A 22,171-nucleotide genomic window follows, 5' to 3' on the forward strand; every position below is an offset into this window, starting at 1 on the left:
CTATGTGTTCCTGGTTCTGTTAAGCCGCACACTAAGTTCGAAGCTGAAGTATACGTACTAAGCAAAGATGAAGGTGGTCGTCACACGCCATTCTTCAAAGGCTACCGTCCACAGTTCTACTTCCGTACTACGGACGTAACGGGTGCATGTGAGCTTCCAGAAGGCGTTGAAATGGTAATGCCTGGCGATAACGTACAGCTTTCTGCAGAATTGATCGCGCCAATCGCGATGGAAGAAGGTTTGCGTTTCGCAATTCGTGAAGGCGGTCGTACAGTAGGTGCGGGCGTTGTAGCGAAAATCATCGAATAAGATATTTCGGTACTGAAAAGGCCGCCTTTTGGGCGGCCTTTTTTGTTGTTATATCAGTTTGCAAAGGGGTTAATAGTGCGTGTTGACACGTTTGTGTGCAATGTGTACAATGCCGCTCCTTTTTTGTACAGGTGCTGCGAAAACATACTGTTTAAGCGGCGATAATCGGAGTTTTGTTAAGTATGCAAAGCCAAAAAATCAGAATCAGACTGAAAGCTTTTGACTACCGTCTGATTGATCAGTCTACGCAAGAAATCGTAGACACGGCAAAGCGAACTGGTGCGCAAGTGCGTGGTCCAATTCCTCTGCCGACCAAGAAGGAAAGGTTTACAGTATTGATTTCTCCGCACGTAAATAAAGATGCGCGCGATCAATATGAAATCCGTACGCATAAGCGCATGATGGATATTGTAGAGCCTACAGAAAAAACTGTAGACGCACTAATGAAGCTTGATCTTGCAGCTGGTGTTGATGTTCAAATCAGCCTAGGTTAAGTCCAAACGAAAGTTTGGTGTCGAGTCAACTGGCTCGGCGAAGTGTAACTACCTTGTTTAAGGGCCATAGAGGGTGAAAGCCCCGTACACTTAGAGGTGAAAAATGGCAATTGGTTTAGTCGGCCGAAAGGCTGGTATGACTCGTATCTTCACAGATGAGGGTCAATCTATTCCGGTAACCGTCATAGAAGTTGATGGTAACCGTATCACACAGGTGAGAACCGACGATGTAGATGGCTATCGTGCCGTCCAAATCACTACTGGTGAGCGTCGCGCATCTCGCGTTTCTAAATCTGCAGCTGGGCATTTCGCGAAAGCGGGTGTTGAAGCGGGTCGTGGATTATGGGAATTCCGTTTGGAAGCAGAAGAGGGTGCTGAGCTTAAAGCTGGCGATACTCTTGATGTTGCGCTATTTGAAGCTGGTCAAGTCGTTGATGTGACTGGTCAATCAAAAGGTAAAGGCTTCCAAGGTGGTGTTAAGCGTTGGAACTTCCACATGCAAGATGCTACTCACGGTAACTCTATTTCTCACAGAGCTCCTGGTTCAATTGGTCAGTGTCAGACTCCTGGTCGCGTTTTCAAAGGTAAGAAAATGGCGGGCCACATGGGTGCTGAGCAAGTGACTGTTCAAGGTCTTGAGCTAGTTCGTGTAGATGCAGAGCGCAATTTGCTTTTGGTTAAGGGTGCTGTTCCTGGAGCAACAGGCGCAGATATCATCGTTAAGCCAACAGTTAAATCGTAAGAGGTGTAGTGATGGAATTAGTAATTTCAGGTTCTAAGAGCAGCGTTGCTGTCTCTGATGCTACCTTCTCTCGCGAGTACAATGAAGCATTGGTGCACCAGGTTGTTACAGCTTATCTAGCTGGCGGCCGTCAAGGTACAGTGGCTCAAAAGACTCGTTCTGAAGTGAGTGGTGGTGGCAAAAAGCCATGGCGTCAAAAAGGTTCTGGTCGCGCACGTGCTGGTACTATCCGTAGCCCAATTTGGACTGGCGGTGGTGTTACATTTGCAGCGAAGCCTCGCAGCTATGAGCAAAAAGTTAACCGTAAAATGTATCGTGCAGCAATGCAGGTGATTTTGTCTGAGTTGGTTCGTCAGGAGCGTTTAGTCGTTGTTGAAGAAATGACTGCGGCAACTCCAAAAACTAAAGATTTCGTTGCTCAGCTAGAAGCGCAAGGTCTTAGTGAAGGTGCATTGATCGTTGCTGAAGAAGTTGAACAAAATCTCTACTTGGCTTCACGTAATCTGCGTAACGTAGAAGTAAGCGATGTAGCAAGTGTTGATCCAGTTAGCTTGGTTGGCCACGATAAAGTAGTTGTTACTGTAGCTGCTTTGAAAAAGATTGAGGAGATGTTGGGATGAACCAAGAACGTATCTATAAAGTGCTTCTAGGCCCTCACGTTTCTGAAAAAACGTCAATGGCTACAGAAAACGATCAAGTTTGTTTCAAGGTTGCTCCAGATGCGAGCAAGCCAGAAATCAAGAAAGCAGTTGAAGCGTTGTTTAACGTAGATGTTAAGTCAGTTCAAACTGTAAATATCAAGGGCAAGACCAAGCTTACGCGTAACGGTCTTGGTAAGCGTAAAGATATTCGTAAAGCGTATGTTCGTTTGGCTGAAGGTCAAGACATCGACTTTATGGATGTTGAATAAGGTAGGAGATAGTTATGCCAGTCGTTAAAGCCAAACCGACTTCTGCCGGTCGCCGTCACGTAGTTAAGGTTGTAAACCCTGACCTACATAAAGGCCGTCCTTACGCGCCATTGGTAGAGAAAAAGTCTAAGAGCGGCGGTCGTAACAATAACGGTCGCATTACAACTCGTCATAAGGGTGGTGGTCACAAGCAGCACTACCGTTTGATCGACTTCAAGCGTGGGAAAGATGGTATTCCTGCGACTGTAGAGCGTTTGGAATATGATCCAAATCGTTCTGCGCACATTGCATTGCTTAAGTATGCTGATGGTGAGCGTCGTTACATTATCGCTCCTAAAGGTCTTAAGGCAGGTGATGAAGTTCGCTCTGGTGAAGATGCGCCAATCAAGGTTGGTAGCACATTGCCAATGCGAAATATCCCAGTAGGTAGTGTTATTCACTGCATCGAGATGAAGCCTGGTAAAGGCGCTCAGATCGCACGTAGTGCTGGTACTTCTGCACAACTAGTAGCGCGAGAAGGTGCATATGCAACTCTTCGTTTGCGTTCTGGTGAGATGCGTAAAGTGCTTGCTGAATGTCGTGCGACTTTGGGTGAGGTTTCTAATAGCGAGCATAGCCTACGTCAATTAGGTAAAGCGGGTGCATCACGTTGGCGCGGTATTCGACCAACAGTGCGTGGTGTTGTTATGAACCCAGTTGACCACCCACATGGTGGTGGTGAAGGGCGAACCTCTGGTGGTCGTCACCCTGTTACTCCTTGGGGTGTGCCTACTAAAGGTCATAAGACTCGCAAGAACAAACGCACTGACAAGATGATTGTACGTCGTCGGTCGGCTAAGTAATTAAGAAGAGGATTACGCTGTGCCACGTTCTTTGAAAAAAGGTCCATTTATTGACCTTCATTTATTAAAGAAAGTAGAAACGGCTCTGGAGAAGGGCGACAAGAAGCCAATTAAAACTTGGTCTCGTCGTTCAACAGTTTTTCCAGAGATGGTAGGTCTTACAATTGCAGTACATAACGGTCGTCAACACGTTCCGGTTTTTGTTACTGAAGATATGGTAGGCCATAAACTAGGTGAATTCGCTGCTACACGTACTTATCGCGGCCATGCTGCTGATAAGAAAGCTAAGCGTTAATTCTGAGAGGATTTAGAGATGGAAGTAGCTGCAAAGCATAGAGGTGCTCGAATTTCTGCTCAGAAAGCGCGTTTGGTAGCAGATCAGATTCGAGGCAAAGGTGTAGAAGAAGCGCTAGAGACATTGTCTTTTAGCACTAAGAAAGCTGCACAATTGATGAAGAAGGTGTTGGAATCAGCAATCGCAAACGCTGAGCACAATGACGGTCTTGATGTTGACGATCTTACAGTATCAACAGTTTTTGTTGATGAAGGTCCAACTATGAAGCGTATCCGTCCTCGTGCGAAGGGTCGTGCTGATCGTATTTTTAAGCGCACCTGTCATATCACGGTCAAAGTGGCCGATAACTAGGAGATACACAGATGGGTCAGAAAGTACATCCTAATGGTATCAGACTGGGTATTGTGAAAGACCACAACTCCGTTTGGTATGCAGAAAAAGGTGAATACGCAAACAACCTTCTCAATGATATCGAAGTTCGTGATTTCTTGATGAAGCGTTTAGAAAAAGCGTCTGTAAGCAAGATCACTATCGAGCGTCCAGCACAAAATGCACGTATTACAATTCACACGGCTCGCCCTGGTATTGTAATCGGTAAGAAAGGTGAAGACGTTGAGAAGCTTCGTAAAGAAGTTGGCAAAATGATGGGCGTTCCTGTCCACATTAACATCGAAGAAATTCGTAAGCCTGATCTTGATGCAAAATTGGTTGCAGCTAGCGTTGCTAGCCAACTTGAGCGTCGTGTTATGTTCCGTCGTGCTATGAAGCGTGCGGTTCAGAATGCAATGCGTCAAGGCGCTAAAGGAATCAAGATTCAGCTAGGTGGTCGTCTTGGCGGTGCTGAGATCGCTCGTTCTGAGTGGTACCGTGAAGGTCGCGTACCTCTACATACACTTCGTGCAGATGTTGATTATGCAACGCATGAAGCTAGCACAACTTACGGCATCATCGGTGTCAAAGTATGGATCTTCAAGGGTGAGATTCTTGGCGGTATCGAGCAGGTACGCGAAGCTAAGAAGAACTCACGCAAGAAGTCTGCTAAGTAAGGGGCCGAGAGATGTTACAGCCAAAACGTACCAAATTTAGAAAAGTACAGAAAGGTCGTAATCGTGGCCTAGCTCAACGTGGCGCTAAAATTAGCTTCGGTGAGTATGGTCTGAAAGCGACAGGTCGTGGTCGTATTACTGCGCGCCAAATTGAGGCAGCACGTCGTACTATCACACGTAAAGTTAAGCGTGGTGGTAAAATCTGGATTCGTATTTTCCCAGACAAGCCGATTACGCAAAAGCCTTTAGAAGTTCGTCAAGGTAAAGGTAAGGGTAACGTTGAGTACTGGGTAGCCCAGGTTCAGCCAGGCCGTGTTTTGTATGAGATTGAAGGTGTGCCAGAAGAATTGGCGCGTGAAGCTTTCGCTCTAGCAGCTGCTAAGTTGCCTGTTCCTACGACCTTTGTTGAAAGGACGGTGATGTAATGAAAGCAAACGAATTACGCGAAAAGTCTGTTGAAGAGCTAAACCAAGCATTGGTTGATGCATTGAAAGAGCAGTTTAACTTACGTCTTCGTAAGTCAACTGGTCAGCTTAACCAGCCGCATCTTTTGGCTCAAAACCGCAAAGACATTGCTCGTATCAAAACAGTATTGACGCAGAAGGCAGGTGAGTAAGATGACTGAAGTTGCAAATAACACAGCTCGTACCATCAGCGGTAAAGTCGTCAGCGACAAAATGGACAAGTCCATTACTGTATTGGTTGAGCGCAAGGTGAAGCACCCAATTTATGGTAAGTACGTTAAGCGTTCTACCAAATTGCATGCTCACGATGAAAACAACGAGTGCAATATCGGTGATGTTGTAACTATCCAAGAAACGCGTCCTCTTTCGAAGACCAAATCTTGGAATCTAGTTACTGTCATCGAGAAGGCAAATAAAGTCTAACCCAGAGAGTTTGGAGAACTAAGATGATTCAGACGGAAAGTATGCTCGACGTTGCCGATAACAGCGGCGCACGAAGAGTTCAGTGTATTAAAGTGCTGGGTGGCTCTCATAGACGTTACGCACGTATCGGCGATGTAATTAAGGTCACCGTTAAGGAAGCGATTCCACGTGGTAAGGTTAAGAAAGGACAAGTATTAAACGCGGTTGTTGTGCGTACTCGTAAGGGCGTTCGTCGTCCAGACGGTTCGTTGATTAAATTCGACGGCAACGCGGCGGTTCTATTGAACACCCAAGATGCACCAATCGGTACTCGTATTTTTGGCCCTGTAACTCGTGAGTTGCGCGGTGAGAAATACATGAAGATTATCTCCCTAGCACCTGAAGTGCTTTAAGGATAGAGGCCCGTTATGAAAAAGATCAGACGTGACGATGAAGTGATTGTCATAGCAGGCAAGGACAATGGTAAGCGCGGTAAAGTAACGCGTGTTATGCAGGATGGCCGTTTGGTTGTTTCTGGTATTAACATGGTTAAGCGTCATACCAAGCCAAACCCAATGTTGGGTACACCAGGCGGTATTGTTGAAGCAGAAGCTCCAATTCAAGCTTCTAACGTAGCGATTTTTAATCCTACTACTAACAAAGCCGATCGTGTTGGTTTCAAAGTCCTTGAAGATGGCAAGAAGGTACGTGTGTTTAAGTCGAACAACGAAGTTGTCGACCAATAAATAAGCAGGTAGCGATATGGCACATATGAAAGAAGTATATACAAGCGAAGTCGTACCTGCGCTGCAAAAAGAGTTCAACTACAAGAGCTCTATGCAGGTACCTCGCATTGAAAAGATCACCTTGAACATGGGTGTAGGCGAAGCATTGAACGACAAGAAGCTATTAGAGAATGCAGTTGCAGATCTAGAAGCGCTTGCTGGTCAGAAGCCAGTTATCACTAAAGCACGCAAGTCAGTTGCAGGCTTTAAGGTACGTGAAGGCTATCCAATCGGTTGTAAAGTAACACTGCGCGGTGAGCGTATGTGGGAATTTTTCGAGCGTTTGGTTGGTATTGCTATTCCTCGTATCCGTGACTTCCGTGGTTTGAACTCAAAGTCTTTTGACGGTCGAGGCAACTACAGCATGGGTGTTAAAGAGCAGATCATTTTCCCTGAAATTGATTACGATAAAGTAGATAAAGTTCGTGGTTTAGATATCACGATCACTACTTCTGCTCAAACGGACGATGAAGGCCGCGCTTTGCTAAGTGCCTTTAACTTCCCATTCAAGAAATAAAGGTAAGAGCAAATGGCTAAGATCTCAATGAAGCAGCGCGAAATTAAGCGCGAAAAAACAGTTGCAAAATTTGCAGCTAAGCGTGCGGAATTGAAAGCTATTATTGCAAGCCCAGCGACTTCTGAAGAAGATCGCTGGGAAGCGCAGAAGAAGCTTCAAAAACTTCCACGCAATGCGAGCCCTAGCCGTCTTCGTAACCGTTGTCAGGTTACTGGACGTCCACATGGCGTTTACCGTAAGTTCAAGCTTTCACGTATTAAGTTGCGTGAAGAAGGAATGGCTGGTAATGTGCCGGGCCTTAAAAAGGCTAGCTGGTAAGCACAACATATTTGGTGTGTTGGTAAGCGCTACATCTATGTAGCGCTGCACAACTAAAATGACAGGAGAACATACGATGAGTATGCAAGATACGCTTGCGGATATGTTTACGCGTATTCGTAACGCACAAATGGCTGAGAAAGAAGTTGTTTCTATGCCATCTTCAAAGATGAAGCTTTCTGTTCTTGAAGTTCTTAAGACTGAAGGTTTTATTGCAAACTACTCCGTTACTGAAGGTACTAAGGCAGAAGTTTCTGTAGAACTTAGATACTTTGAAGGACGCCCTGTAATCGAAGAGATCAAGCGCGCAAGTCGCCCAGGTCTTCGTCAGTACAAAGCGTCGGCTGAATTGCCGAGCGTACGTGGCGGCCTAGGTGTTGCGATTGTTTCTACTTCTCAAGGCGTGATGACTGACCGTGCTGCTCGTAAAGCGGGTATCGGCGGCGAAGTTATCTGTACAGTATTCTAAGGGAGGTTTGCATGTCTAGAGTTGCTAATAGTCCAGTTGAGCTTCCTTCTGGTGTTGAAGTTAAGCTTGCTGACGGCCAACTTGAAGTTAAAGGCGGTAAAGGCACACTTTCTATGGAAGTGAACCCTGCTGTAGAAATTACTCAAGATGGTTCAGTACTTACTTTTGCTGCAAAAAATGGCAGCAAATTCTCTCGAGCGATGTCAGGAACAACGCGTGCACTTGTTAACAACATGGTTGTAGGTGTGACTGCTGGTTTCGAGAAAAAATTACAGCTTATTGGTGTTGGTTACCGTGTTCAGGTTCAAGGTCAAAAATTGAACTTAAACTTGGGCTTCTCACACCCAGTTGAGTACGAATTGCCATCAGGTGTTAAGGCTGAAGCGCCTTCACAAACTGAAATCGTACTTAAAGGCGTTGATAAACAACAGCTTGGTCAGGTCGCTGCTGAAATCAGAGCTTACCGTCCGCCAGAGCCATACAAAGGCAAGGGTGTTCGCTATGCTGATGAGCACGTCAGACGTAAAGAAGCCAAGAAGAAATAGGTGACATCATGAGCGTAAAGAAAGTTTCAAGAATTCGTAGAGCGAAGAAAACTCGTTCAAAATTGAAGTCACTCGGCGAAACTCGTTTGACTATCCATCGCACGCCACGCCACATCTACGCACAAGTTATTGCGCCAGAAGGCGACAAAGTGTTGGCTGCTGCTTCTACAGTTGAGAAAGACCTTCGCGGTGAGAAGACTGGTAACGCAGATGCTGCAACAAAAGTCGGTCAGTTGATCGCAGAGCGTGCTAAAAACGCAGGCGTTACACGCGTAGCGTTTGATCGTTCTGGCTTTAAATATCATGGTCGTGTGAAAGCACTTGCTGACGCTGCCCGTGAAGCTGGTTTGGAATTCTAAGGAGTCTAGCGATGAGTGTAGAAGAGCAAAAAGGACCAGAGCTTCAAGAGCGTTTGGTTCAAGTAAACCGTGTAGCAAAAGTTGTTAAGGGTGGTCGAATCTTCGGCTTTACAGCTTTGACTGTTGTTGGTGATGGCGAAGGCCGTGTTGGTTTCGGTCGTGGTAAAGCGCGTGAAGTGCCTATCGCAATTCAGAAAGCAATGGACTCAGCACGTAAGAACATGATCAATGTAGCGCTAAATGGCAACACATTGCAGTACCCAATTACTGCTCGTCACGGCGGTTCTAAAGTGTACATGCAGCCAGCGTCTGAAGGTACTGGTGTTATCGCCGGTGGTGCGATGCGTGCAGTACTAGAGGTTGCAGGTGTTCAGAACGTATTAGCAAAATGTTACGGGTCAACTAACCCTGTTAATGTTGTTCGTGCAACGATCAATGGCCTTAACGCAATGAAGTCACCATCTGATGTGGCAGCTAAGCGTGGTAAGTCAGTAGAAGATATTACGGGATAAGATCATGGCTAAAGCAAAAACTATTAAAGTTACGCTTTTCCGTAGCCCAATTGGTACATTGCCTAAGCACAAGGCATGTGTAACAGGTCTAGGTTTGCGTAAAATCGGTCACACTGTCGAGCTAGAAGATACTCCTTCAGTTCGCGGCATGGTGAATAAAGTTAACTACATGGTAAGAATCGAAGGAGAGTGAGATGCGTCTTAATACATTAAGCCCAGCTCCAGGTTCAAAGCCTTCACGTCGCCGTGTTGGTCGTGGTATCGGTAGTGGTCTTGGTAAGACTGGTGGCCGTGGTCACAAAGGTTTGAAGTCACGTTCAGGTGGTTCAGTAGCACCAGGTTTTGAAGGTGGTCAACAACCTCTAGCGCGTCGTTTGCCAAAGTTTGGTTTTTCGTCGCGTCAAGCTAAGTATGTAGCAGAGATTCGCCTTAATGAGTTAGAGCTCGTTGAAGGCAACGTTGTCGATCTAGATGCGCTTAAAAATGCAAATCTAGTTCGTCGAGATTCGAAATCTGCAAAAGTTATCCTTTCTGGCGAAATTAAGTCAGCAGTTACTGTTCAAGGTTTGAGAGTAACTAAAGGTGCTCAAGCTGCTATTGAAGCAGCCGGTGGTAAAGTCGAGGAATAATAAGTAATGGCTAAGTCTCCAGCGATGCAAGGCGGATTCGGAAAGGGGCTTGATGAACTCAAGTCTCGTTTGTGGTTCGTTTTTCTTGCAATCATTGTTTACCGTATCGGGGCACATATTCCCGTACCAGGAATTAACCCAGAACGGTTGGCGGCACTGTTTGAGCAAAACCAAGGCACGATCTTGAGCTTGTTCAACATGTTCTCAGGCGGCGCGCTTGAACGCATGAGTATCTTTGCCTTGGGGATTATGCCTTACATTTCAGCCTCGATTATTATGCAGTTAATGACTGCGGTTACACCGAGTTTGGAACAGCTTAAGAAAGAAGGTGAAGCGGGACGTCGTAAGATCTCCCAAATGACGCGCTATGGTACGGTGGCTTTGGCCTTCGTTCAGGCGTCAGGTATGTCAGTAGGTTTAGCATCACAAGGTGTTACGTTTACGGATGGCTTTAGCTTTTACTTTTTAGCGGTAACAACTTTTGTTTGTGGTGCTGTTTTCCTAATGTGGTTAGGCGAGCAAATCACTGAGCGTGGAATTGGTAATGGTATTTCATTATTGATCTTCGCAGGCATTGTCGCAGGTTTACCAGGTGCATTTGGCCAGTCGTTTGAAGCGGCGCGTCAAGGCGAACTGAATATTCTTGCGCTCTTGCTCATTGGTGTGTTTGCTGTACTAACGGTCGGTTTTGTTGTGTTCATCGAACGTGGACAACGTCGACTAACTGTCAATTACGCCAAGCGTCAGACAGCTCGTGGTGGTTACAGCCAGCAATCTAGCCATTTGCCTCTTAAGGTCAATATGGCAGGTGTAATTCCGCCAATCTTCGCGTCGAGCATACTACTGTTCCCAGCATCTATGGGTCAGTGGTTCGGTCAGAGCGAAGGTATGGAATGGCTTGCGGATATTTCGCAAGCATTAGGCCCAAGTCAGCCTCTTTACATCATCCTGTTTGCAGCGGCAGTTGTTTTCTTCTGCTTCTTCTATACAGCGTTAATGTATAACCCTCGTGAAGTAGCAGAGAATCTTAAGCGCTCTGGTGCATATCTGGCTGGTAACATTCGTCCTGGCGAGCAAACTGCAAATTACATCGATAACGTACTTACGCGTTTAACAATATTCGGTGCTGCTTATATTACAGCAGTATCATTACTGCCACAGTTTATGGTTGTTTGGTTCAATGTACCGTTTTATTTCGGCGGAACCTCACTTCTTATTGCGGTAGTTGTGGTGATGGACTTTATGGCTCAAGTGCAGTCGCACCTGATGTCTCATCAATATGAGTCTGTTATGAAGAAATCAAACCTTAAAGGTTACGGTAACAGCGGAATGCTGTGATAACCGGTAGGTTTTAGCAAATAGTTGGAGCAGATAATGAAAGTTCGTGCTTCGGTAAAGAAGATTTGCCGTAACTGTAAAATTATTCGTCGCAATGGCTCAGTTCGAGTCATTTGCTCAGAACCTCGTCATAAGCAACGCCAGGGTTAAACCAGGCTTGTAAAAGGGCGTGACATTCCCTTGATTTATTTTTGATCAAGGTATATGATTCGCGCCCTTTTTAATGACGGTAACAAATATGGCCAAGGGAAATCCCTAAGGTCATTGAATTAAGCGGAGTTAGATGAATGGCACGTATAGCCGGTGTCAACATACCTGACAATAAGCACGCAGTGATTTCACTGACGTACATTTATGGTGTAGGTAGAACGACAGCATACAAACTTTGCGACGCAACAGGCGTTACTCCAACAGCTAAAGTTAGCTCGCTAACTGAAGAACAGTTGGATTCGCTTCGTACTGAGGTCACTAAACTGACCGTTGAAGGTGATTTGCGCCGTGAAGTACAAATGAACATTAAACGTTTGAAGGATCTTGGTTGCTTCCGTGGTCTTCGCCACCGCCACAGTTTGCCTGTGCGTGGTCAGCGTAGTAAGACTAACGCTCGCACTCGTAAGGGTCCACGCAAACCAATTCGTAAATAAGTAGGAAACAGTAATGGCAAAGCCAGGTACACGTACCCGTAAAAAGGTGAAAAAGACTGTTGTTGACGGAATGGCGCATATCCACGCTTCATTCAACAACACTATCGTGACCATTACAGATCGCCAAGGTAACGCTCTTTCATGGGCAACTGCAGGTGGTTCTGGATTCCGTGGTTCACGTAAGAGCACACCTTTTGCTGCGCAGGTAGCAGCTGAAAGAGCCGGTAACGCGGCTGCTGAATACGGCCTCAAAAACCTAGAAGTTATGGTTAAAGGGCCTGGGCCAGGACGCGAGTCCGCTGTTCGAGCACTAAACGCTTGTGGTTACAAAATCACAAACATCACTGACGTAACGCCGATTCCACACAACGGCTGTCGTCCATCGAAGAAACGTCGCGTTTAGGGGAGAACAGATAAATGGCTCGTTATATTGGACCAAAATGTAAACTGTCTCGTCGTGAAGGGACAGATCTGTTTTTGAAGAGCGGTGCTAAGGCACTAGACCAAAAATGTAATCTTGAAACTGCACCAGGCATGCACGGCGCTCGTCGTGGTCGTTTGTCTGAGTACGGTACTCAGCTCCGTGAGAAACAGAAAGTTCGTCGTTTATACGGCGTATTAGAGAAGCAGTTCCGTGGCTATTACAAAGAAGCAGCGCGCCGTAAGGGTGCGACTGGTGAGAACTTGCTTCAGCTTTTAGAACAACGCCTAGACAATGTTGTATACCGTATGGGTTTTGGATCTACTCGTGCAGAAGCACGTCAGTTAGTTTCGCACAAAGCGATCCTTGTAAATGACAATGTTGTAAACATTGCTTCATATCAAGTGAAAGCGGGCGATACTATCTCTGTTCGTGAAAAAGCAAAGAACCAATTGCGTGTTAAAAACGCAGTTGAATTGGCGGGCAACCGTGCGCCAGTTGAGTGGGTCGAAGTTGATACAAGCAAGCTTGCTGGTACATTTAAGTCAGTACCAGAGCGTAGCGACCTAACAGCTGAAATCAACGAAAACCTAATCGTCGAGCTTTACTCTAAGTAAGCTTTGTATCTACAACATAACGTATAGGGGCGTATATGCAGCGTTCAGTAAATGAATTCTTGAACCCACGTAACATTGAAGTTCAGGAATTAAGTGCAACACATGCGAAGGTGGTTCTAGAACCATTAGAAAGGGGTTTCGGGCACACTCTTGGTAGTGCGCTTCGTCGTATCCTTCTGTCTTCAATGCCTGGTTGTGCGGTAGTAGAAGCTGAAATCGACGGTGTATTGCATGAATATAGTGCCATTGAAGGCGTACAAGAAGATGTGATTGAAATTCTTCTTAACCTCAAAGGCCTAGCAATTGTTATGCATGCTAAGGATGAGGCGACTTTGACGCTCACTAAGAAAGGATCGGGTCCGGTTCTAGCTAGTGACATCCAGGTAGATCACGATGTAGAGGTTCTTAACCCTGATCACGTGATCTGTAATTTAGGTGACAACGGCGAAGTGAACATGAAGCTTAAAGTTTCACGTGGTCGCGGCTATGAGCCTGCGGATCAGCGTAACTTGGGTGAAGATGAAACTCGCGCGATTGGTCGTCTACAATTGGATGCGTCTTACAGCCCAGTAGCACGTGTTGCTTACTCTGTTGAGAATGCACGTGTTGAGCAGCGCACCGACTTGGATAAGTTGGTTATTGATTTAGAGACAAACGGCACGATTGATCCTGAGGAATCGATTCGTCGCGCGGCGACAATCCTTCAGCAGCAACTTGCTGTGTTTGTTGACTTTGATAACGAGAAAGAACCTGTGCAAGAGGAAGAAGAGGAAGAAGTCGATCCTATTCTTCTGCGTCCTGTGGATGACCTTGAACTTACGGTTCGTTCTGCGAACTGTTTGAAAGCAGAGAACATCTACTATATCGGTGATTTGATTCAACGCACTGAAGTAGAACTGCTTAAAACACCTAATTTAGGTAAGAAGTCCCTTACCGAGATTAAGGATGTTCTAGCGTCTCGTGGTCTTTCTTTAGGTATGCGTCTTGAAAACTGGCCGCCAGCTAGTTTAAAGGGCGATGATCGAGTGTTGGCTCACTAAGCCGCCTCGACTAGACAGGTAAGGAATTAGAAAATGCGTCATCGTAAAAGTGGTCGTAAATTCAACCGCAACAGCTCGCACCGTAAGGCGATGTTTAAAAACATGGCTGCATCTTTGGTCGAGCACGAGTTGATCAAAACGACATTGCCGAAAGCAAAAGAGCTTCGCCGTGTGGCTGAGCCTTTGATTACTCTAGCTAAGAATGATTCTGTAGCTAACCGTCGTTTAGCGTTCGCTCGCGTTCGTAATGACGAAGTTGTTGCTAAGTTGTTTGATGAACTAGGCCCACGCTACAAAGAGCGTCCTGGCGGCTATATTCGCATCCTTAAGTGCGGTTTCCGTACTGGTGATGCTGCGCCAATGGCTTACGTAGAGTTGGTTGACCGTCCTATCGTTGATGAGATCGACGAAGACGAAGAGTAAGCTTTTCAGAGTTACCGCTCAACGAAAAAACCCAGTCTACTGACTGGGTTTTTTTATGCCTGAATTTCGCCTGCAAGCACATTTTAGGCGAAGGTAAGATGGTTAAAAGTATGAAACACGTAATATTCAGTGATCGCTAGCACAAGGTGCGATTACGACTCAATGAATGTTGGTGTGTGGCTAAGCTTATTACAGCATTGGTTTAAGAAATTGTCCTGTAAACGAGCCGGGTATTTCAGCAACTTGTTCTGGTGTGCCCTCAGCAATGATATTTCCTCCACGCGTACCACCTTCGGGGCCAAGGTCAACGATCCAGTCAGCCGTCTTTATCACATCAAGATTGTGTTCAATTACCACAACGGTATTACCGTGGTCCCGTAAACGATGTAGTACGGTGAGTAATTGTTGTATGTCGTAGAAGTGCAAGCCCGTCGTTGGTTCGTCGAGGATATACAGAGTTTTGCCTGTATCCCGCTTAGATAATTCTTTGGCAAGCTTTACTCTTTGCGCTTCGCCACCTGAGAGTGTGACAGCGCTTTGTCCTAAGCGAATATAGGACAGTCCTACATCGATGAGTGTTTGGAGTTTTCTTGCGATGAACGGGACGGCATCGAAAAATTCTCGGGCATCCTCGATCGTAAGATCGAGCACCTCGTTGATGTTTAATCCTTTGTACTTGATATCGAGTGTTTCGCGATTGTAGCGCTTGCCCTTACATACATCGCATGGAACGTATACGTCAGGCAAGAAGTGCATTTCTACTTTGATTACGCCATCGCCCTGACATGCCTCACAACGACCGCCCTTTACGTTAAAGCTAAAGCGTCCTGGTTTATAGCCTCGGCTTCTTGCTTCTTGGGTGCCTGAGAATAACTCACGAATCGGAGTAAACAGTCCAGTGTATGTGGCGGGGTTAGAGCGCGGTGTTCTTCCGATAGGGCTTTGATCTATGTCGATGACTTTATCGAAGAGGTCTAGCCCCTTAATTTGATCGTACGATGCCGCCTCTAATGTCGTTGCCTTGTTAAGTTCTGTCGCAGCGAGCGGGTAAAGCGTTGAGTTGATCAGGGTCGATTTCCCAGAGCCTGAAACGCCTGTGATACATGTTAACAAGCCTTCTGGGATGTTGAGTGTGACGTCATTTAGATTGTTTCCATTCGCGCCGATTAAGCTCAATTGTTTTTTCGGATTTGGAGCTGTGCGTTGTCGAGGTATTTCAATTTTTTTCGTTCCGCTCAAATATGCGCCAGTAAGTGAGTTCTCGTCACGCATGACTTGCTCAGGAGTGCCTTGGGAGACAATCTCACCGCCGTGTACGCCAGCGCCTGGCCCGATATCGATAACATAATCTGCGAGTCTGATGGCGTCTTCATCGTGCTCGACAACGATAACGGTATTTCCAAGTTCTTTCAGATGAGTAAGAGTCTTAAGCAGGCGTTCATTATCTCTTTGATGAAGGCCTATAGAGGGTTCATCGAGTATGTACATAACGCCAACTAATCCAGCTCCAATTTGACTAGCCAATCGAATACGCTGCGCTTCGCCTCCTGATAAAGTATCCGCGCTGCGGTCGAGTGTCAGGTAGTCCAGGCCTACATTGACCAAAAACTCCAAGCGTAATTGGATTTCCTTCAGAATTTTTTCAGCAATTTCTCCTCGCTTACCGGTAAGAGATAACTCTTGATAATAAGTGAGTGCTTGGCCAATAGGCATTTTAATGACTTCGGGGAGCGTCGTTTCTTCAATGAATACGTGGCGAGCGCTTTCCCGCAGGCGTGAACCATGGCAACTTGGACACGCTTGCATGGTTAAGTAGCTTGCTAGCTCCTCACGTACCATTTGTGATTCTGTTTCTTTGTAACGACGCTCCATGTTGGGAATGACACCTTCAAAGGGATGCTGTCGTTGCATGGTGTCGCCACGAGAATTGACATAATTAAACGCAATCTCGTCAGAACCGCTGCCGTTTAATATGATGTCCTTGATGTGTTCGGGAATGTCCGCAAACTTCGTATCGATGTCTACCCCATAGTGCTGCATGACGCTCGATAATAATTGGAAGTAGTAGATGGTTCTGCGATCCCAACCTTTTATCGCGCCCTCTGCAATGGTGAGTGTGCCGTCTCTCACGACGCGAGACGGATCGAAAAACTGCTTAACCCCTAGTCCATCACATGTCTGACATGCGCCTGAAGGATTGTTAAAGGAGAACATTCTCGGCTCAAGTTCACTGATAGAGTATCCACAGACAGGGCAGGCAAAACGTGACGAGAAGATAAGCTCTTCCATCTGATCATCACTATCCATTGGGGCAATGACGGCGATACCATCGGTGAGCTCTAGGCAGGTTTCGAAGGACTCTGCGATACGCTGTTGAATGTCATCTCGGACTTTAAAGCGGTCAACGACGACCTCAATGGTGTGTTTCTTGTTCTTGTCGAGCGCTGGCGCATCATCGATATCCACTACGAGCCCGTTTATACGTGCGCGAATAAATCCCTGAGCTTGGAGCTCTTGAAATGTGTGTAAATGCTCCCCTTTACGGTTTTGAACAACCGGTGCAAGCATCATCAGCTTGCTGCCCTCTGGGAGTTCGCATACTTTATCAACCATTTGACTGACTGTTTGGGCGTCTAAGGGTAGGTTGTGAGTAGGGCAGCGTGGTTCGCCTGCGCGAGCGTATAGTAATCGCAGATAATCGTATATTTCTGTGATTGTACCGACGGTAGAGCGCGGATTATGGGATGTCGACTTTTGCTCAATCGATATGGCTGGCGATAAACCTTCAATATGGTCAACTTCGGGCTTGTCCATCATGGATAAAAACTGACGCGCATATGTCGAGAGTGATTCGACATATCGGCGCTGGCCTTCTGCATAAAGCGTATCGAAAGCGAGTGATGATTTGCCTGAACCAGACAGGCCTGTAATTACTATTAATTTGTCGCGAGGGATCTCTAAATCAATGTTTTTTAAGTTATGAGTTCGCGCTCCGCGGACAGTAATGTTTTCCATGTTGAAACTTCGTGACGCCAAAACATGCAATTATAGCGCTGAAACATCTTGTTAGGGCATTAATAAAATGATTTTGTCGGACAGTAAAGCGCTTAACTTCACATTCTTTGGTGATAGAATACGCGCCCTTTCTAATGTTTTGATGTTTATTTTATGAATTCAATTGAGCGTAAATCCGTTTTGTCTTTGGCGATGCTGTACGCCACACGGATGCTTGGTTTATTTATGGTATTGCCTGTTTTCGTTTTATACGGAAATGACTTGCACGGTGCAACGCCCGCTTTAATCGGTTTGGCTATTGGAGCTTATGGTCTCAGTCAGGCGCTTTTACAAATCCCATTTGGTGCGCTCTCTGATCGTTATGGGCGCAAGCCGCTTTTATATATAGGTTTAGTGATCTTTTGCCTTGGTAGCGTGGTAGCCGCATTAAGTGAATCGATATATGGCGTGATCATCGGCCGGTTTATTCAAGGTGCAGGTGCGATAGCCGCGGTCATCATGGCCCTGTTAAGTGATCTAACAAGCGTGGAGAGTCGCACGAAATCAATGGCATTCGTCGGTATGTCGATTGGCGTAAGTTTCACCATTGCGCTCATCCTTGGTCCTTTAGTCGCGAAGCTGGGTGGGTTACAGGCGATATTTTGGTTAACGGCAGCGCTCGCGGCATTCGCATTGATCTGGACAAAAGTGTCCATTCCAACGCCCGCGGTTCGCACCAGACATCGTGACACCCGCGTATTTTCAGATCAGATTCTTGATGTGCTGAAAGATAAAGAATTGTTGCGACTCGATTTTGGGATCTTGGTCTTACACCTTGTATTAACTGCGATGTTTATCGCTATCCCTGTGTCCTTGGTTGATAGTGTGGGCTTGTCGAGTGAGCAACATTGGTGGTTGTATTTACTCGTATTAGTAGGTTCCTTTATTGCGATGATTCCGCTAATCATCGTTGGTGAGACGAAGCAAAAGATGAAGCCTATATTCTGCGTGGCAATCATCTTGGTGTTGATAGGTGCGTTGGCAATGTCGTCTTTTCAAACGGCATTAAGTGGATTTATTGTTTCGTTGTTTGTGTTTTTTATGGGCTTCAATTTACTGGAAGCCAGTTTGCCTTCGCTCGTCAGTAAAATAAGCCCTGCAGGTTCAAAAGGCACTGCAATGGGCGTCTACTCTACTAGCCAATTCTTCGGTGCTTTCTGTGGTGGTTTGTTAGGGGGCGTAGTCTTATCTGAATATGGCGTAAACGGCGTTTATTACTTTTCTGCAGCATTACTCACTGTTTGGTTTTTTGTCGCAGCAACAATGAAAAAACCAAAGCACGAAAGAACAGTGACTGTCTTTTTTAAATCGGATCTCGATCAAAATGAAATTGATGATCTGGGCGATGCACTTATCTCAATACAGGGCGTTGAAGATGCAGTCGTTGTGTCAGAGGGAGTAGCCTACTTGAAAGTGATTTCAACGAAGTTTGAAGAAGCTTCGCTAGAGCCTCTGAAAAAACAATATCCTTATCAATCCTAGGCGCTATTTCCGTTCAAGTTGATGGTAAAACTAGGGTAGTCGTGAGACAATGCGACACATATTTAGACGCATTTAATTATTAATTTAAGACGCAAAGGACGGCGTTAATATTGGAAGGGGAATAGCATGGCCAGAGGCATTAACAAGGTAATTTTAATTGGTAATCTTGGGCAGGACCCAGATGTTCGTATGAGCGCTCAAGGTTCAGCCATTACAAACCTTAATCTCGCAACAGATGAAAGTTATAAAGATAAGCAAACTGGTCAAATGGTTCCTAAAACTGAATGGCACAGAGTTGTGTTGTTTAACCGCCTAGCAGAGATCGGTCGTGACTATTTGCGCAAAGGCTCAAAAGTTTATATTGAAGGTCGTCTACAAACGCGTAAGTGGCAAGATCAAAATGGCCAAGATCGCTATACCACTGAAATTGTAGGTAATGAGCTTCAAATGTTGGATTCTCGTGGTGCTGGCATGGATCAACCCGGGCAACAGCAGGGTGGTTATGCACCACAGCAGCAAGCTGCTCCTCAGCAAAGAGCGCCGCAACAAGCAGCCCCTCAAGCTAATTACCAACAGCAACAACAGGCTCCGGTTCAACAGGCCTATAATCAGGCTCCTCAAGCCGCACCGGCTCCAGCACCAATGGCGCCAGCGATGGATGATTTTGATGACGATATTCCGTTTTAATATCGTATGATCAACAACAAGTAATAAGATCGAAAAGCCCTGCAGTAGCGGGGCTTTTGCGTTAATCAGTATGACAAAACGCTCATGCATGATCCGTTTACAAGCACTTACATACTCTTTATTCTGCTGTTCAAATAATAACTACTGTTAGGCATTTTTTGGTGCGTTCTTTAATCCTTTCTCGAACTGCTCATACCCGAGTTGGCCTTGAGTTTCGTACAGATGGTTTAGCAATCGCTCTAACGCGCTCCGCACGTTATCCATCCTTAAAATTGATGGAATCATACTGGTTACCCTCTGCGCCTAATAAACGCCTACAAAACCTTCGAAATTTTGTTAGAGAACAAGGTTTGAAAGGTGTCTCTTGCGATATCGTGCTTCCTCGAAATGATTACCAACGCATTGAACTCGATGCTCCTAATGTGCCTGAGACCGAATTAGAGTCAGCTGTTCATTGGGCTGTGCAAGCGCTAATGGATGACGCTGCGATGGACGCGCAAGTTGAGTATTTTGATTATCCCAAAGAAGCCTTAAGAAACCGCCCTCCGAGGTTGCATGCTCGTGTCGCACGACAAGCTTTGATCGATACATTAACGCAGTCTGCAATAGCGGTTGGTCTAAAGCCAAAGCGAATTACAGTAAGTGATTTAGCCTTAAAGAATCTATCCGAAACGATTGAACCAAGTAATGAGCTTCAATTGACGCTTAAGTGCGAAAATGATTTCGGATTGATTACTATCCACAAATCGTCGCAGCTGTATTTCTCGCGTGACTTTGCTATTTCTCGGCGTGCCACTTTGTCTGCCGATGAAGAGATGGCGCAAGTTGCCATTGAAGTTCAGCGCAGTATCGACTTCTTTGAAGGCCAAACTGGTTTAGCGTTGCCTCGACAAATAAGATTGTTGAGTAGTTTTAGTGAATCAGATCGGGTTGCTTTGGAAATGCTCCTTGGTAGTGCTGTGATTCGTCTTCCATTGCAATCAAAATTAAAAGCCGTAGACGCGTATACCGATACTTCTGGCGATGCACTGTTGAAAACACAAAACGCCGTGGCTGTTTTGTGTGCCTCTAACTCGGAGGCTAATGCATGAAGACCGATATTAACTTTATAAAGCATGGCTCGGTGAAAGAAGTTCGTTATTCTTTCAGGGTGTTTGTTGGCGTTCTTTTGCTAGCCATGTTGGGTTGTTTGATTCATTTTTATTCTCAATCTTTCGACGGGCTTCCTGAAAAGGTTCGTATTTCAAATACGCTTATTCAAGAAGAGAAAGCACCTGATTGGTTCAATCAACTTTCGCAAGATCAAGCTTTTCATCGTAAAGCAAAAGATCTTTTAGCCGATCTAAGTAATCGGAGTGAGGTAACGATTGATACGATATTGTTTAGCGCTAATACGCAATCAATAGAACTGTCGTTACAAGCTAATAGCCAAGCACCTATGGTTGAATGGCTTGCTCAGACTGTTAACACCGAGAGCACTATTACCTTGGCAGGGTTCGCGATTGAAAAGCGTTCTGACGCATGGAATGCATCGATTAAGCTGAATATAGCCGCAGGAGTTACGTATGAATAACTTCAATACGCTTACCCTGCGCGAACGGATACTAACGACTTTTGCGTTGTTGGCGGTTTTGATTCTTGCTTATGTGTCTTTTGTGGTGCCTCACAAGAGTGCGCCACAGGTGTTCAATATCGAACTGCCTCAAACTGAGGCCTCTTCCTTATCTGATAATTCAAAAACCACAGAACTTGCGAATTCTTTGCTTCAAGCACCGCCGGGTAGTCAAATACTTAGCCAGGTCATCGGCGAGTTATTGAATGAAGTTCAAAAGGTTCAGTATCTAGGCTCTCAGTTTTTATTTGAAGCACCGGCATCTGACGTTGAGTTCTATCAGCATCGTTTCCGTATCTCGGCAGATGCAAGTCAGTCTGATTTAGCACGTGTTATGACTTATGTTGAGAACAAGTCTTACTTGGACTTACAGGTATTAGATTGGCAGTCGCAAACAGATTCAGGCGCCTTAAATTTTGAGTTGGCGGTGATTAACACTGAGCCTCGTTGGCTAACAGTCAAGGAGCCTAGTCATGCTAGATAAAAGAAAGCAGCCATTAGGTGAGTTACTGATTCAAGAGGGATTTATCTCCCAGGATCACCTTGATCAAGCACTCGCGAGTCAGAAAAAATCAGGCGTTAGGCTCGGCAAAATCCTAATTGAAAAACAGTTTATATCTGAAACGGATTTGCTCGCGTTACTGTCTCGCCAGCTTAAGCTCCAGTTTGTTGATCTTAATCAGCAAGGAATGAATCTCGAGTTAAGCATGCAGCTGCCTGAAACGATGGCGAGACGATTACGCGCGATTGTTTTATCTGATAATGGGCGTACAAGTCTAATCGGAATGGCTGATCCTATGGATTTAGCCGCAGTTGATGAGATAGCCAAAAAGCTTGGTCACGATGTTGAAGTGGCGGTAATTCGCGAGTCTCAGTTACTTGTTGCGTTCGATGAGGTCTACAAGCAGAACGAAGAGATCTCAACCATCGCTACCGAGTTAGATTCGGAGTTATCCGCGCAGGTTTTTGATATCGCGCAATTGAGCCAAGCCGATGTTGACGATAGTGATGCGCCCGTTGTTCGTTTGCTGCAAACTATTTTTGAAGATGCAGTATTAGCGCGTGCTTCGGATGTCCATATAGAGCCAGAAGAAACCGTGATCCGTATTCGCCGTCGTGTAGATGGTGTGCTCAGTGAAACAGTGATGCGTGAAACAAGAGTTGGAGCGGCGCTAGTGCTTCGACTTAAGTTAATGTGCGGCTTAAATATATCTG

The 22,171-nt window shown here is 45.7% G+C and carries 35 protein-coding genes and 1 pseudogene; 35 read left to right on the plus strand and 1 reads right to left on the minus strand.

Translation table 11 applies throughout. The annotated features are described in order from the left end of the window. The 29 genes and pseudogenes from tuf to rplQ all read left to right on the plus strand — a co-directional run. A pseudogene (gene tuf, locus A3738_RS24665) lies at positions 1-309 on the plus strand (elongation factor Tu); the annotation flags it as partial. Between the two features lie 182 nt (positions 310-491). Continuing rightward, a complete protein-coding gene (gene rpsJ, locus A3738_RS24670) occupies positions 492-803 on the plus strand; it encodes a 30S ribosomal protein S10 (protein ID WP_068455763.1) in 312 nt (103 codons plus the stop codon). Positions 804-906: 103 nt separating this feature from the next. After that, the gene (rplC, locus tag A3738_RS24675) at positions 907-1,545 is read left to right on the plus strand and encodes a 50S ribosomal protein L3 (RefSeq protein WP_068475196.1); all 639 of its coding nucleotides are present in this window, start codon (positions 907-909) and stop codon (positions 1,543-1,545) included. Positions 1,546-1,556: 11 nt separating this feature from the next. Continuing rightward, on the plus strand, positions 1,557-2,165 hold the full coding sequence (rplD, locus tag A3738_RS24680; RefSeq protein WP_068475199.1) for a 50S ribosomal protein L4: 609 nt from the start codon (positions 1,557-1,559) through the stop codon (positions 2,163-2,165). Continuing rightward, positions 2,162-2,455: a 50S ribosomal protein L23 gene (gene rplW, locus A3738_RS24685; RefSeq protein WP_068475202.1), complete on the plus strand. Its 294-nt coding sequence runs from the start codon at positions 2,162-2,164 to the stop codon at positions 2,453-2,455. The genes rplD and rplW overlap by 4 nt, the downstream gene beginning before the upstream one ends. A gap of 14 nt (positions 2,456-2,469) precedes the next feature. Further along, on the plus strand, positions 2,470-3,297 hold the full coding sequence (gene rplB / locus A3738_RS24690) for a 50S ribosomal protein L2 (protein WP_068475205.1): 828 nt from the start codon (positions 2,470-2,472) through the stop codon (positions 3,295-3,297). A 19-nt stretch (positions 3,298-3,316) separates the two neighbouring features. Then, positions 3,317-3,592, plus strand: a complete 276-nt coding sequence (gene rpsS / locus A3738_RS24695; protein WP_068455781.1) for a 30S ribosomal protein S19 — start codon at positions 3,317-3,319, stop codon at positions 3,590-3,592. An 18-nt stretch (positions 3,593-3,610) separates the two neighbouring features. Continuing rightward, positions 3,611-3,943, plus strand: coding sequence for a 50S ribosomal protein L22 (rplV, locus tag A3738_RS24700; RefSeq protein WP_068473663.1), 333 nt, complete (start codon positions 3,611-3,613; stop codon positions 3,941-3,943). An 11-nt stretch (positions 3,944-3,954) separates the two neighbouring features. Then, on the plus strand, positions 3,955-4,638 hold the full coding sequence (gene rpsC, locus A3738_RS24705) for a 30S ribosomal protein S3 (protein ID WP_068475209.1): 684 nt from the start codon (positions 3,955-3,957) through the stop codon (positions 4,636-4,638). Positions 4,639-4,649: 11 nt separating this feature from the next. Next, positions 4,650-5,063 carry a 50S ribosomal protein L16 gene (gene rplP, locus A3738_RS24710; RefSeq protein ID WP_068475211.1) on the plus strand — a complete coding sequence of 138 codons (414 nt, stop codon included), beginning with the start codon at positions 4,650-4,652 and terminating at the stop codon, positions 5,061-5,063. Further along, positions 5,063-5,254: a 50S ribosomal protein L29 gene (gene rpmC / locus A3738_RS24715; protein WP_068475111.1), complete on the plus strand. Its 192-nt coding sequence runs from the start codon at positions 5,063-5,065 to the stop codon at positions 5,252-5,254. Before rplP ends, rpmC begins: the two co-directional genes overlap by 1 nt. 1 nt (position 5,255) lies before the next feature. After that, complete coding sequence (rpsQ, locus tag A3738_RS24720) at positions 5,256-5,525, plus strand: 30S ribosomal protein S17 (RefSeq protein WP_068475114.1); 270 nt, start codon at positions 5,256-5,258, stop codon at positions 5,523-5,525. A 23-nt stretch (positions 5,526-5,548) separates the two neighbouring features. After that, entirely contained in the window at positions 5,549-5,917 is a 369-nt protein-coding gene (gene rplN, locus A3738_RS24725) for a 50S ribosomal protein L14 (protein WP_068475213.1), read from the plus strand. 15 nt (positions 5,918-5,932) lie between these two features. Continuing rightward, entirely contained in the window at positions 5,933-6,250 is a 318-nt protein-coding gene (gene rplX, locus A3738_RS24730; RefSeq protein ID WP_068475215.1) for a 50S ribosomal protein L24, read from the plus strand. A gap of 16 nt (positions 6,251-6,266) precedes the next feature. Beyond that, positions 6,267-6,806 (plus strand): 50S ribosomal protein L5, encoded by a 540-nt coding sequence (gene rplE, locus A3738_RS24735; RefSeq protein ID WP_068474437.1) that lies wholly within the window; start codon positions 6,267-6,269, stop codon positions 6,804-6,806. 12 nt (positions 6,807-6,818) lie between these two features. Then, positions 6,819-7,124, plus strand: a complete 306-nt coding sequence (gene rpsN, locus A3738_RS24740) for a 30S ribosomal protein S14 (RefSeq protein ID WP_068475218.1) — start codon at positions 6,819-6,821, stop codon at positions 7,122-7,124. Positions 7,125-7,200: 76 nt separating this feature from the next. Then, positions 7,201-7,593, plus strand: a complete 393-nt coding sequence (rpsH, locus tag A3738_RS24745) for a 30S ribosomal protein S8 (RefSeq protein WP_068475378.1) — start codon at positions 7,201-7,203, stop codon at positions 7,591-7,593. Positions 7,594-7,604: 11 nt separating this feature from the next. Next, on the plus strand, positions 7,605-8,138 hold the full coding sequence (rplF, locus tag A3738_RS24750) for a 50S ribosomal protein L6 (RefSeq protein WP_068475221.1): 534 nt from the start codon (positions 7,605-7,607) through the stop codon (positions 8,136-8,138). An 8-nt stretch (positions 8,139-8,146) separates the two neighbouring features. Further along, positions 8,147-8,497: a 50S ribosomal protein L18 gene (rplR, locus tag A3738_RS24755; RefSeq protein ID WP_068475224.1), complete on the plus strand. Its 351-nt coding sequence runs from the start codon at positions 8,147-8,149 to the stop codon at positions 8,495-8,497. 11 nt (positions 8,498-8,508) lie between these two features. Next, entirely contained in the window at positions 8,509-9,009 is a 501-nt protein-coding gene (rpsE, locus tag A3738_RS24760) for a 30S ribosomal protein S5 (RefSeq protein ID WP_068475227.1), read from the plus strand. Positions 9,010-9,013: 4 nt separating this feature from the next. Next, positions 9,014-9,202 (plus strand): 50S ribosomal protein L30, encoded by a 189-nt coding sequence (rpmD, locus tag A3738_RS24765; protein WP_068475229.1) that lies wholly within the window; start codon positions 9,014-9,016, stop codon positions 9,200-9,202. Between the two features lies 1 nt (position 9,203). Next, positions 9,204-9,638, plus strand: coding sequence for a 50S ribosomal protein L15 (gene rplO, locus A3738_RS24770; protein WP_068475231.1), 435 nt, complete (start codon positions 9,204-9,206; stop codon positions 9,636-9,638). Positions 9,639-9,644: 6 nt separating this feature from the next. Then, positions 9,645-10,976 (plus strand): preprotein translocase subunit SecY, encoded by a 1,332-nt coding sequence (secY, locus tag A3738_RS24775; RefSeq protein ID WP_068475234.1) that lies wholly within the window; start codon positions 9,645-9,647, stop codon positions 10,974-10,976. Between the two features lie 36 nt (positions 10,977-11,012). Further along, positions 11,013-11,126 carry a 50S ribosomal protein L36 gene (gene rpmJ, locus A3738_RS29590; RefSeq protein ID WP_082862969.1) on the plus strand — a complete coding sequence of 38 codons (114 nt, stop codon included), beginning with the start codon at positions 11,013-11,015 and terminating at the stop codon, positions 11,124-11,126. 137 nt (positions 11,127-11,263) lie between these two features. Continuing rightward, a complete protein-coding gene (gene rpsM / locus A3738_RS24780; RefSeq protein ID WP_068475237.1) occupies positions 11,264-11,620 on the plus strand; it encodes a 30S ribosomal protein S13 in 357 nt (118 codons plus the stop codon). Positions 11,621-11,633: 13 nt separating this feature from the next. Further along, on the plus strand, positions 11,634-12,023 hold the full coding sequence (gene rpsK / locus A3738_RS24785; RefSeq protein ID WP_068475240.1) for a 30S ribosomal protein S11: 390 nt from the start codon (positions 11,634-11,636) through the stop codon (positions 12,021-12,023). A 14-nt stretch (positions 12,024-12,037) separates the two neighbouring features. Continuing rightward, the gene (gene rpsD, locus A3738_RS24790; RefSeq protein ID WP_068475243.1) at positions 12,038-12,658 is read left to right on the plus strand and encodes a 30S ribosomal protein S4; all 621 of its coding nucleotides are present in this window, start codon (positions 12,038-12,040) and stop codon (positions 12,656-12,658) included. A 35-nt stretch (positions 12,659-12,693) separates the two neighbouring features. Beyond that, positions 12,694-13,698 carry a DNA-directed RNA polymerase subunit alpha gene (gene rpoA / locus A3738_RS24795; protein ID WP_068475246.1) on the plus strand — a complete coding sequence of 335 codons (1,005 nt, stop codon included), beginning with the start codon at positions 12,694-12,696 and terminating at the stop codon, positions 13,696-13,698. A 33-nt stretch (positions 13,699-13,731) separates the two neighbouring features. Further along, complete coding sequence (rplQ, locus tag A3738_RS24800) at positions 13,732-14,121, plus strand: 50S ribosomal protein L17 (RefSeq protein WP_068475250.1); 390 nt, start codon at positions 13,732-13,734, stop codon at positions 14,119-14,121. A 189-nt stretch (positions 14,122-14,310) separates the two neighbouring features. On the opposite strand, the gene uvrA is transcribed toward rplQ, so the two are convergent. Beyond that, positions 14,311-17,136, minus strand: a complete 2,826-nt coding sequence (gene uvrA, locus A3738_RS24805; RefSeq protein WP_068475253.1) for an excinuclease ABC subunit UvrA — start codon at positions 17,134-17,136, stop codon at positions 14,311-14,313. A gap of 153 nt (positions 17,137-17,289) precedes the next feature. On the opposite strand from uvrA, the gene A3738_RS24810 reads away from it, so the two are divergent. The 6 genes from A3738_RS24810 to A3738_RS24835 form a co-directional block, all read left to right on the plus strand. After that, the gene (locus A3738_RS24810) at positions 17,290-18,657 is read left to right on the plus strand and encodes an MFS transporter (protein WP_068475256.1); all 1,368 of its coding nucleotides are present in this window, start codon (positions 17,290-17,292) and stop codon (positions 18,655-18,657) included. A 126-nt stretch (positions 18,658-18,783) separates the two neighbouring features. Further along, a complete protein-coding gene (gene ssb / locus A3738_RS24815) occupies positions 18,784-19,344 on the plus strand; it encodes a single-stranded DNA-binding protein (RefSeq protein ID WP_068475259.1) in 561 nt (186 codons plus the stop codon). Between the two features lie 161 nt (positions 19,345-19,505). Continuing rightward, on the plus strand, positions 19,506-20,435 hold the full coding sequence (locus tag A3738_RS24820) for a hypothetical protein (RefSeq protein WP_068475261.1): 930 nt from the start codon (positions 19,506-19,508) through the stop codon (positions 20,433-20,435). Then, the gene (locus A3738_RS24825; RefSeq protein WP_068475263.1) at positions 20,432-20,917 is read left to right on the plus strand and encodes a hypothetical protein; all 486 of its coding nucleotides are present in this window, start codon (positions 20,432-20,434) and stop codon (positions 20,915-20,917) included. The genes A3738_RS24820 and A3738_RS24825 overlap by 4 nt, the downstream gene beginning before the upstream one ends. Continuing rightward, positions 20,910-21,440 carry a hypothetical protein gene (locus tag A3738_RS24830; protein ID WP_068475265.1) on the plus strand — a complete coding sequence of 177 codons (531 nt, stop codon included), beginning with the start codon at positions 20,910-20,912 and terminating at the stop codon, positions 21,438-21,440. The genes A3738_RS24825 and A3738_RS24830 overlap by 8 nt, the downstream gene beginning before the upstream one ends. Beyond that, positions 21,430-22,171 (plus strand): GspE/PulE family protein (locus tag A3738_RS24835; RefSeq protein ID WP_369819832.1); only part of this gene is annotated, 742 nt, incomplete at its 3' end. The genes A3738_RS24830 and A3738_RS24835, both read left to right, overlap by 11 nt.

It is taken from the genome of Oleiphilus sp. HI0066 (assembly GCF_001635725.1).

Excerpts from the sequence above, each read along its gene's own strand:
- rpsJ (WP_068455763.1), top strand. The coding sequence starts at position 492 with ATGCAAAGCCAAAAAATCAGAATCAGACTGAAAGCTTTTGACTACCGT.
- rplC (WP_068475196.1), top strand. The coding sequence starts at position 907 with ATGGCAATTGGTTTAGTCGGCCGAAAGGCTGGTATGACTCGTATCTTC.
- rplD (WP_068475199.1), top strand. The coding sequence starts at position 1,557 with ATGGAATTAGTAATTTCAGGTTCTAAGAGCAGCGTTGCTGTCTCTGAT.
- rplW (WP_068475202.1), top strand. The coding sequence starts at position 2,162 with ATGAACCAAGAACGTATCTATAAAGTGCTTCTAGGCCCTCACGTTTCT.
- rplB (WP_068475205.1), top strand. The coding sequence starts at position 2,470 with ATGCCAGTCGTTAAAGCCAAACCGACTTCTGCCGGTCGCCGTCACGTA.
- rplV (WP_068473663.1), top strand. The coding sequence starts at position 3,611 with ATGGAAGTAGCTGCAAAGCATAGAGGTGCTCGAATTTCTGCTCAGAAA.
- rpsC (WP_068475209.1), top strand. The coding sequence starts at position 3,955 with ATGGGTCAGAAAGTACATCCTAATGGTATCAGACTGGGTATTGTGAAA.
- rplP (WP_068475211.1), top strand. The coding sequence starts at position 4,650 with ATGTTACAGCCAAAACGTACCAAATTTAGAAAAGTACAGAAAGGTCGT.
- rpmC (WP_068475111.1), top strand. The coding sequence starts at position 5,063 with ATGAAAGCAAACGAATTACGCGAAAAGTCTGTTGAAGAGCTAAACCAA.
- rpsQ (WP_068475114.1), top strand. The coding sequence starts at position 5,256 with ATGACTGAAGTTGCAAATAACACAGCTCGTACCATCAGCGGTAAAGTC.
- rplN (WP_068475213.1), top strand. The coding sequence starts at position 5,549 with ATGATTCAGACGGAAAGTATGCTCGACGTTGCCGATAACAGCGGCGCA.
- rplX (WP_068475215.1), top strand. The coding sequence starts at position 5,933 with ATGAAAAAGATCAGACGTGACGATGAAGTGATTGTCATAGCAGGCAAG.
- rplE (WP_068474437.1), top strand. The coding sequence starts at position 6,267 with ATGGCACATATGAAAGAAGTATATACAAGCGAAGTCGTACCTGCGCTG.
- rpsN (WP_068475218.1), top strand. The coding sequence starts at position 6,819 with ATGGCTAAGATCTCAATGAAGCAGCGCGAAATTAAGCGCGAAAAAACA.
- rpsH (WP_068475378.1), top strand. The coding sequence starts at position 7,201 with ATGAGTATGCAAGATACGCTTGCGGATATGTTTACGCGTATTCGTAAC.
- rplF (WP_068475221.1), top strand. The coding sequence starts at position 7,605 with ATGTCTAGAGTTGCTAATAGTCCAGTTGAGCTTCCTTCTGGTGTTGAA.
- rplR (WP_068475224.1), top strand. The coding sequence starts at position 8,147 with ATGAGCGTAAAGAAAGTTTCAAGAATTCGTAGAGCGAAGAAAACTCGT.
- rpsE (WP_068475227.1), top strand. The coding sequence starts at position 8,509 with ATGAGTGTAGAAGAGCAAAAAGGACCAGAGCTTCAAGAGCGTTTGGTT.
- rpmD (WP_068475229.1), top strand. The coding sequence starts at position 9,014 with ATGGCTAAAGCAAAAACTATTAAAGTTACGCTTTTCCGTAGCCCAATT.
- rplO (WP_068475231.1), top strand. The coding sequence starts at position 9,204 with ATGCGTCTTAATACATTAAGCCCAGCTCCAGGTTCAAAGCCTTCACGT.
- secY (WP_068475234.1), top strand. The coding sequence starts at position 9,645 with ATGGCTAAGTCTCCAGCGATGCAAGGCGGATTCGGAAAGGGGCTTGAT.
- rpmJ (WP_082862969.1), top strand. The coding sequence starts at position 11,013 with ATGAAAGTTCGTGCTTCGGTAAAGAAGATTTGCCGTAACTGTAAAATT.
- rpsM (WP_068475237.1), top strand. The coding sequence starts at position 11,264 with ATGGCACGTATAGCCGGTGTCAACATACCTGACAATAAGCACGCAGTG.
- rpsK (WP_068475240.1), top strand. The coding sequence starts at position 11,634 with ATGGCAAAGCCAGGTACACGTACCCGTAAAAAGGTGAAAAAGACTGTT.
- rpsD (WP_068475243.1), top strand. The coding sequence starts at position 12,038 with ATGGCTCGTTATATTGGACCAAAATGTAAACTGTCTCGTCGTGAAGGG.
- rpoA (WP_068475246.1), top strand. The coding sequence starts at position 12,694 with ATGCAGCGTTCAGTAAATGAATTCTTGAACCCACGTAACATTGAAGTT.
- rplQ (WP_068475250.1), top strand. The coding sequence starts at position 13,732 with ATGCGTCATCGTAAAAGTGGTCGTAAATTCAACCGCAACAGCTCGCAC.
- uvrA (WP_068475253.1), bottom strand. The coding sequence starts at position 17,136 with ATGGAAAACATTACTGTCCGCGGAGCGCGAACTCATAACTTAAAAAAC.
- A3738_RS24810 (WP_068475256.1), top strand. The coding sequence starts at position 17,290 with ATGAATTCAATTGAGCGTAAATCCGTTTTGTCTTTGGCGATGCTGTAC.
- ssb (WP_068475259.1), top strand. The coding sequence starts at position 18,784 with ATGGCCAGAGGCATTAACAAGGTAATTTTAATTGGTAATCTTGGGCAG.
- A3738_RS24825 (WP_068475263.1), top strand. The coding sequence starts at position 20,432 with ATGAAGACCGATATTAACTTTATAAAGCATGGCTCGGTGAAAGAAGTT.
- A3738_RS24830 (WP_068475265.1), top strand. The coding sequence starts at position 20,910 with ATGAATAACTTCAATACGCTTACCCTGCGCGAACGGATACTAACGACT.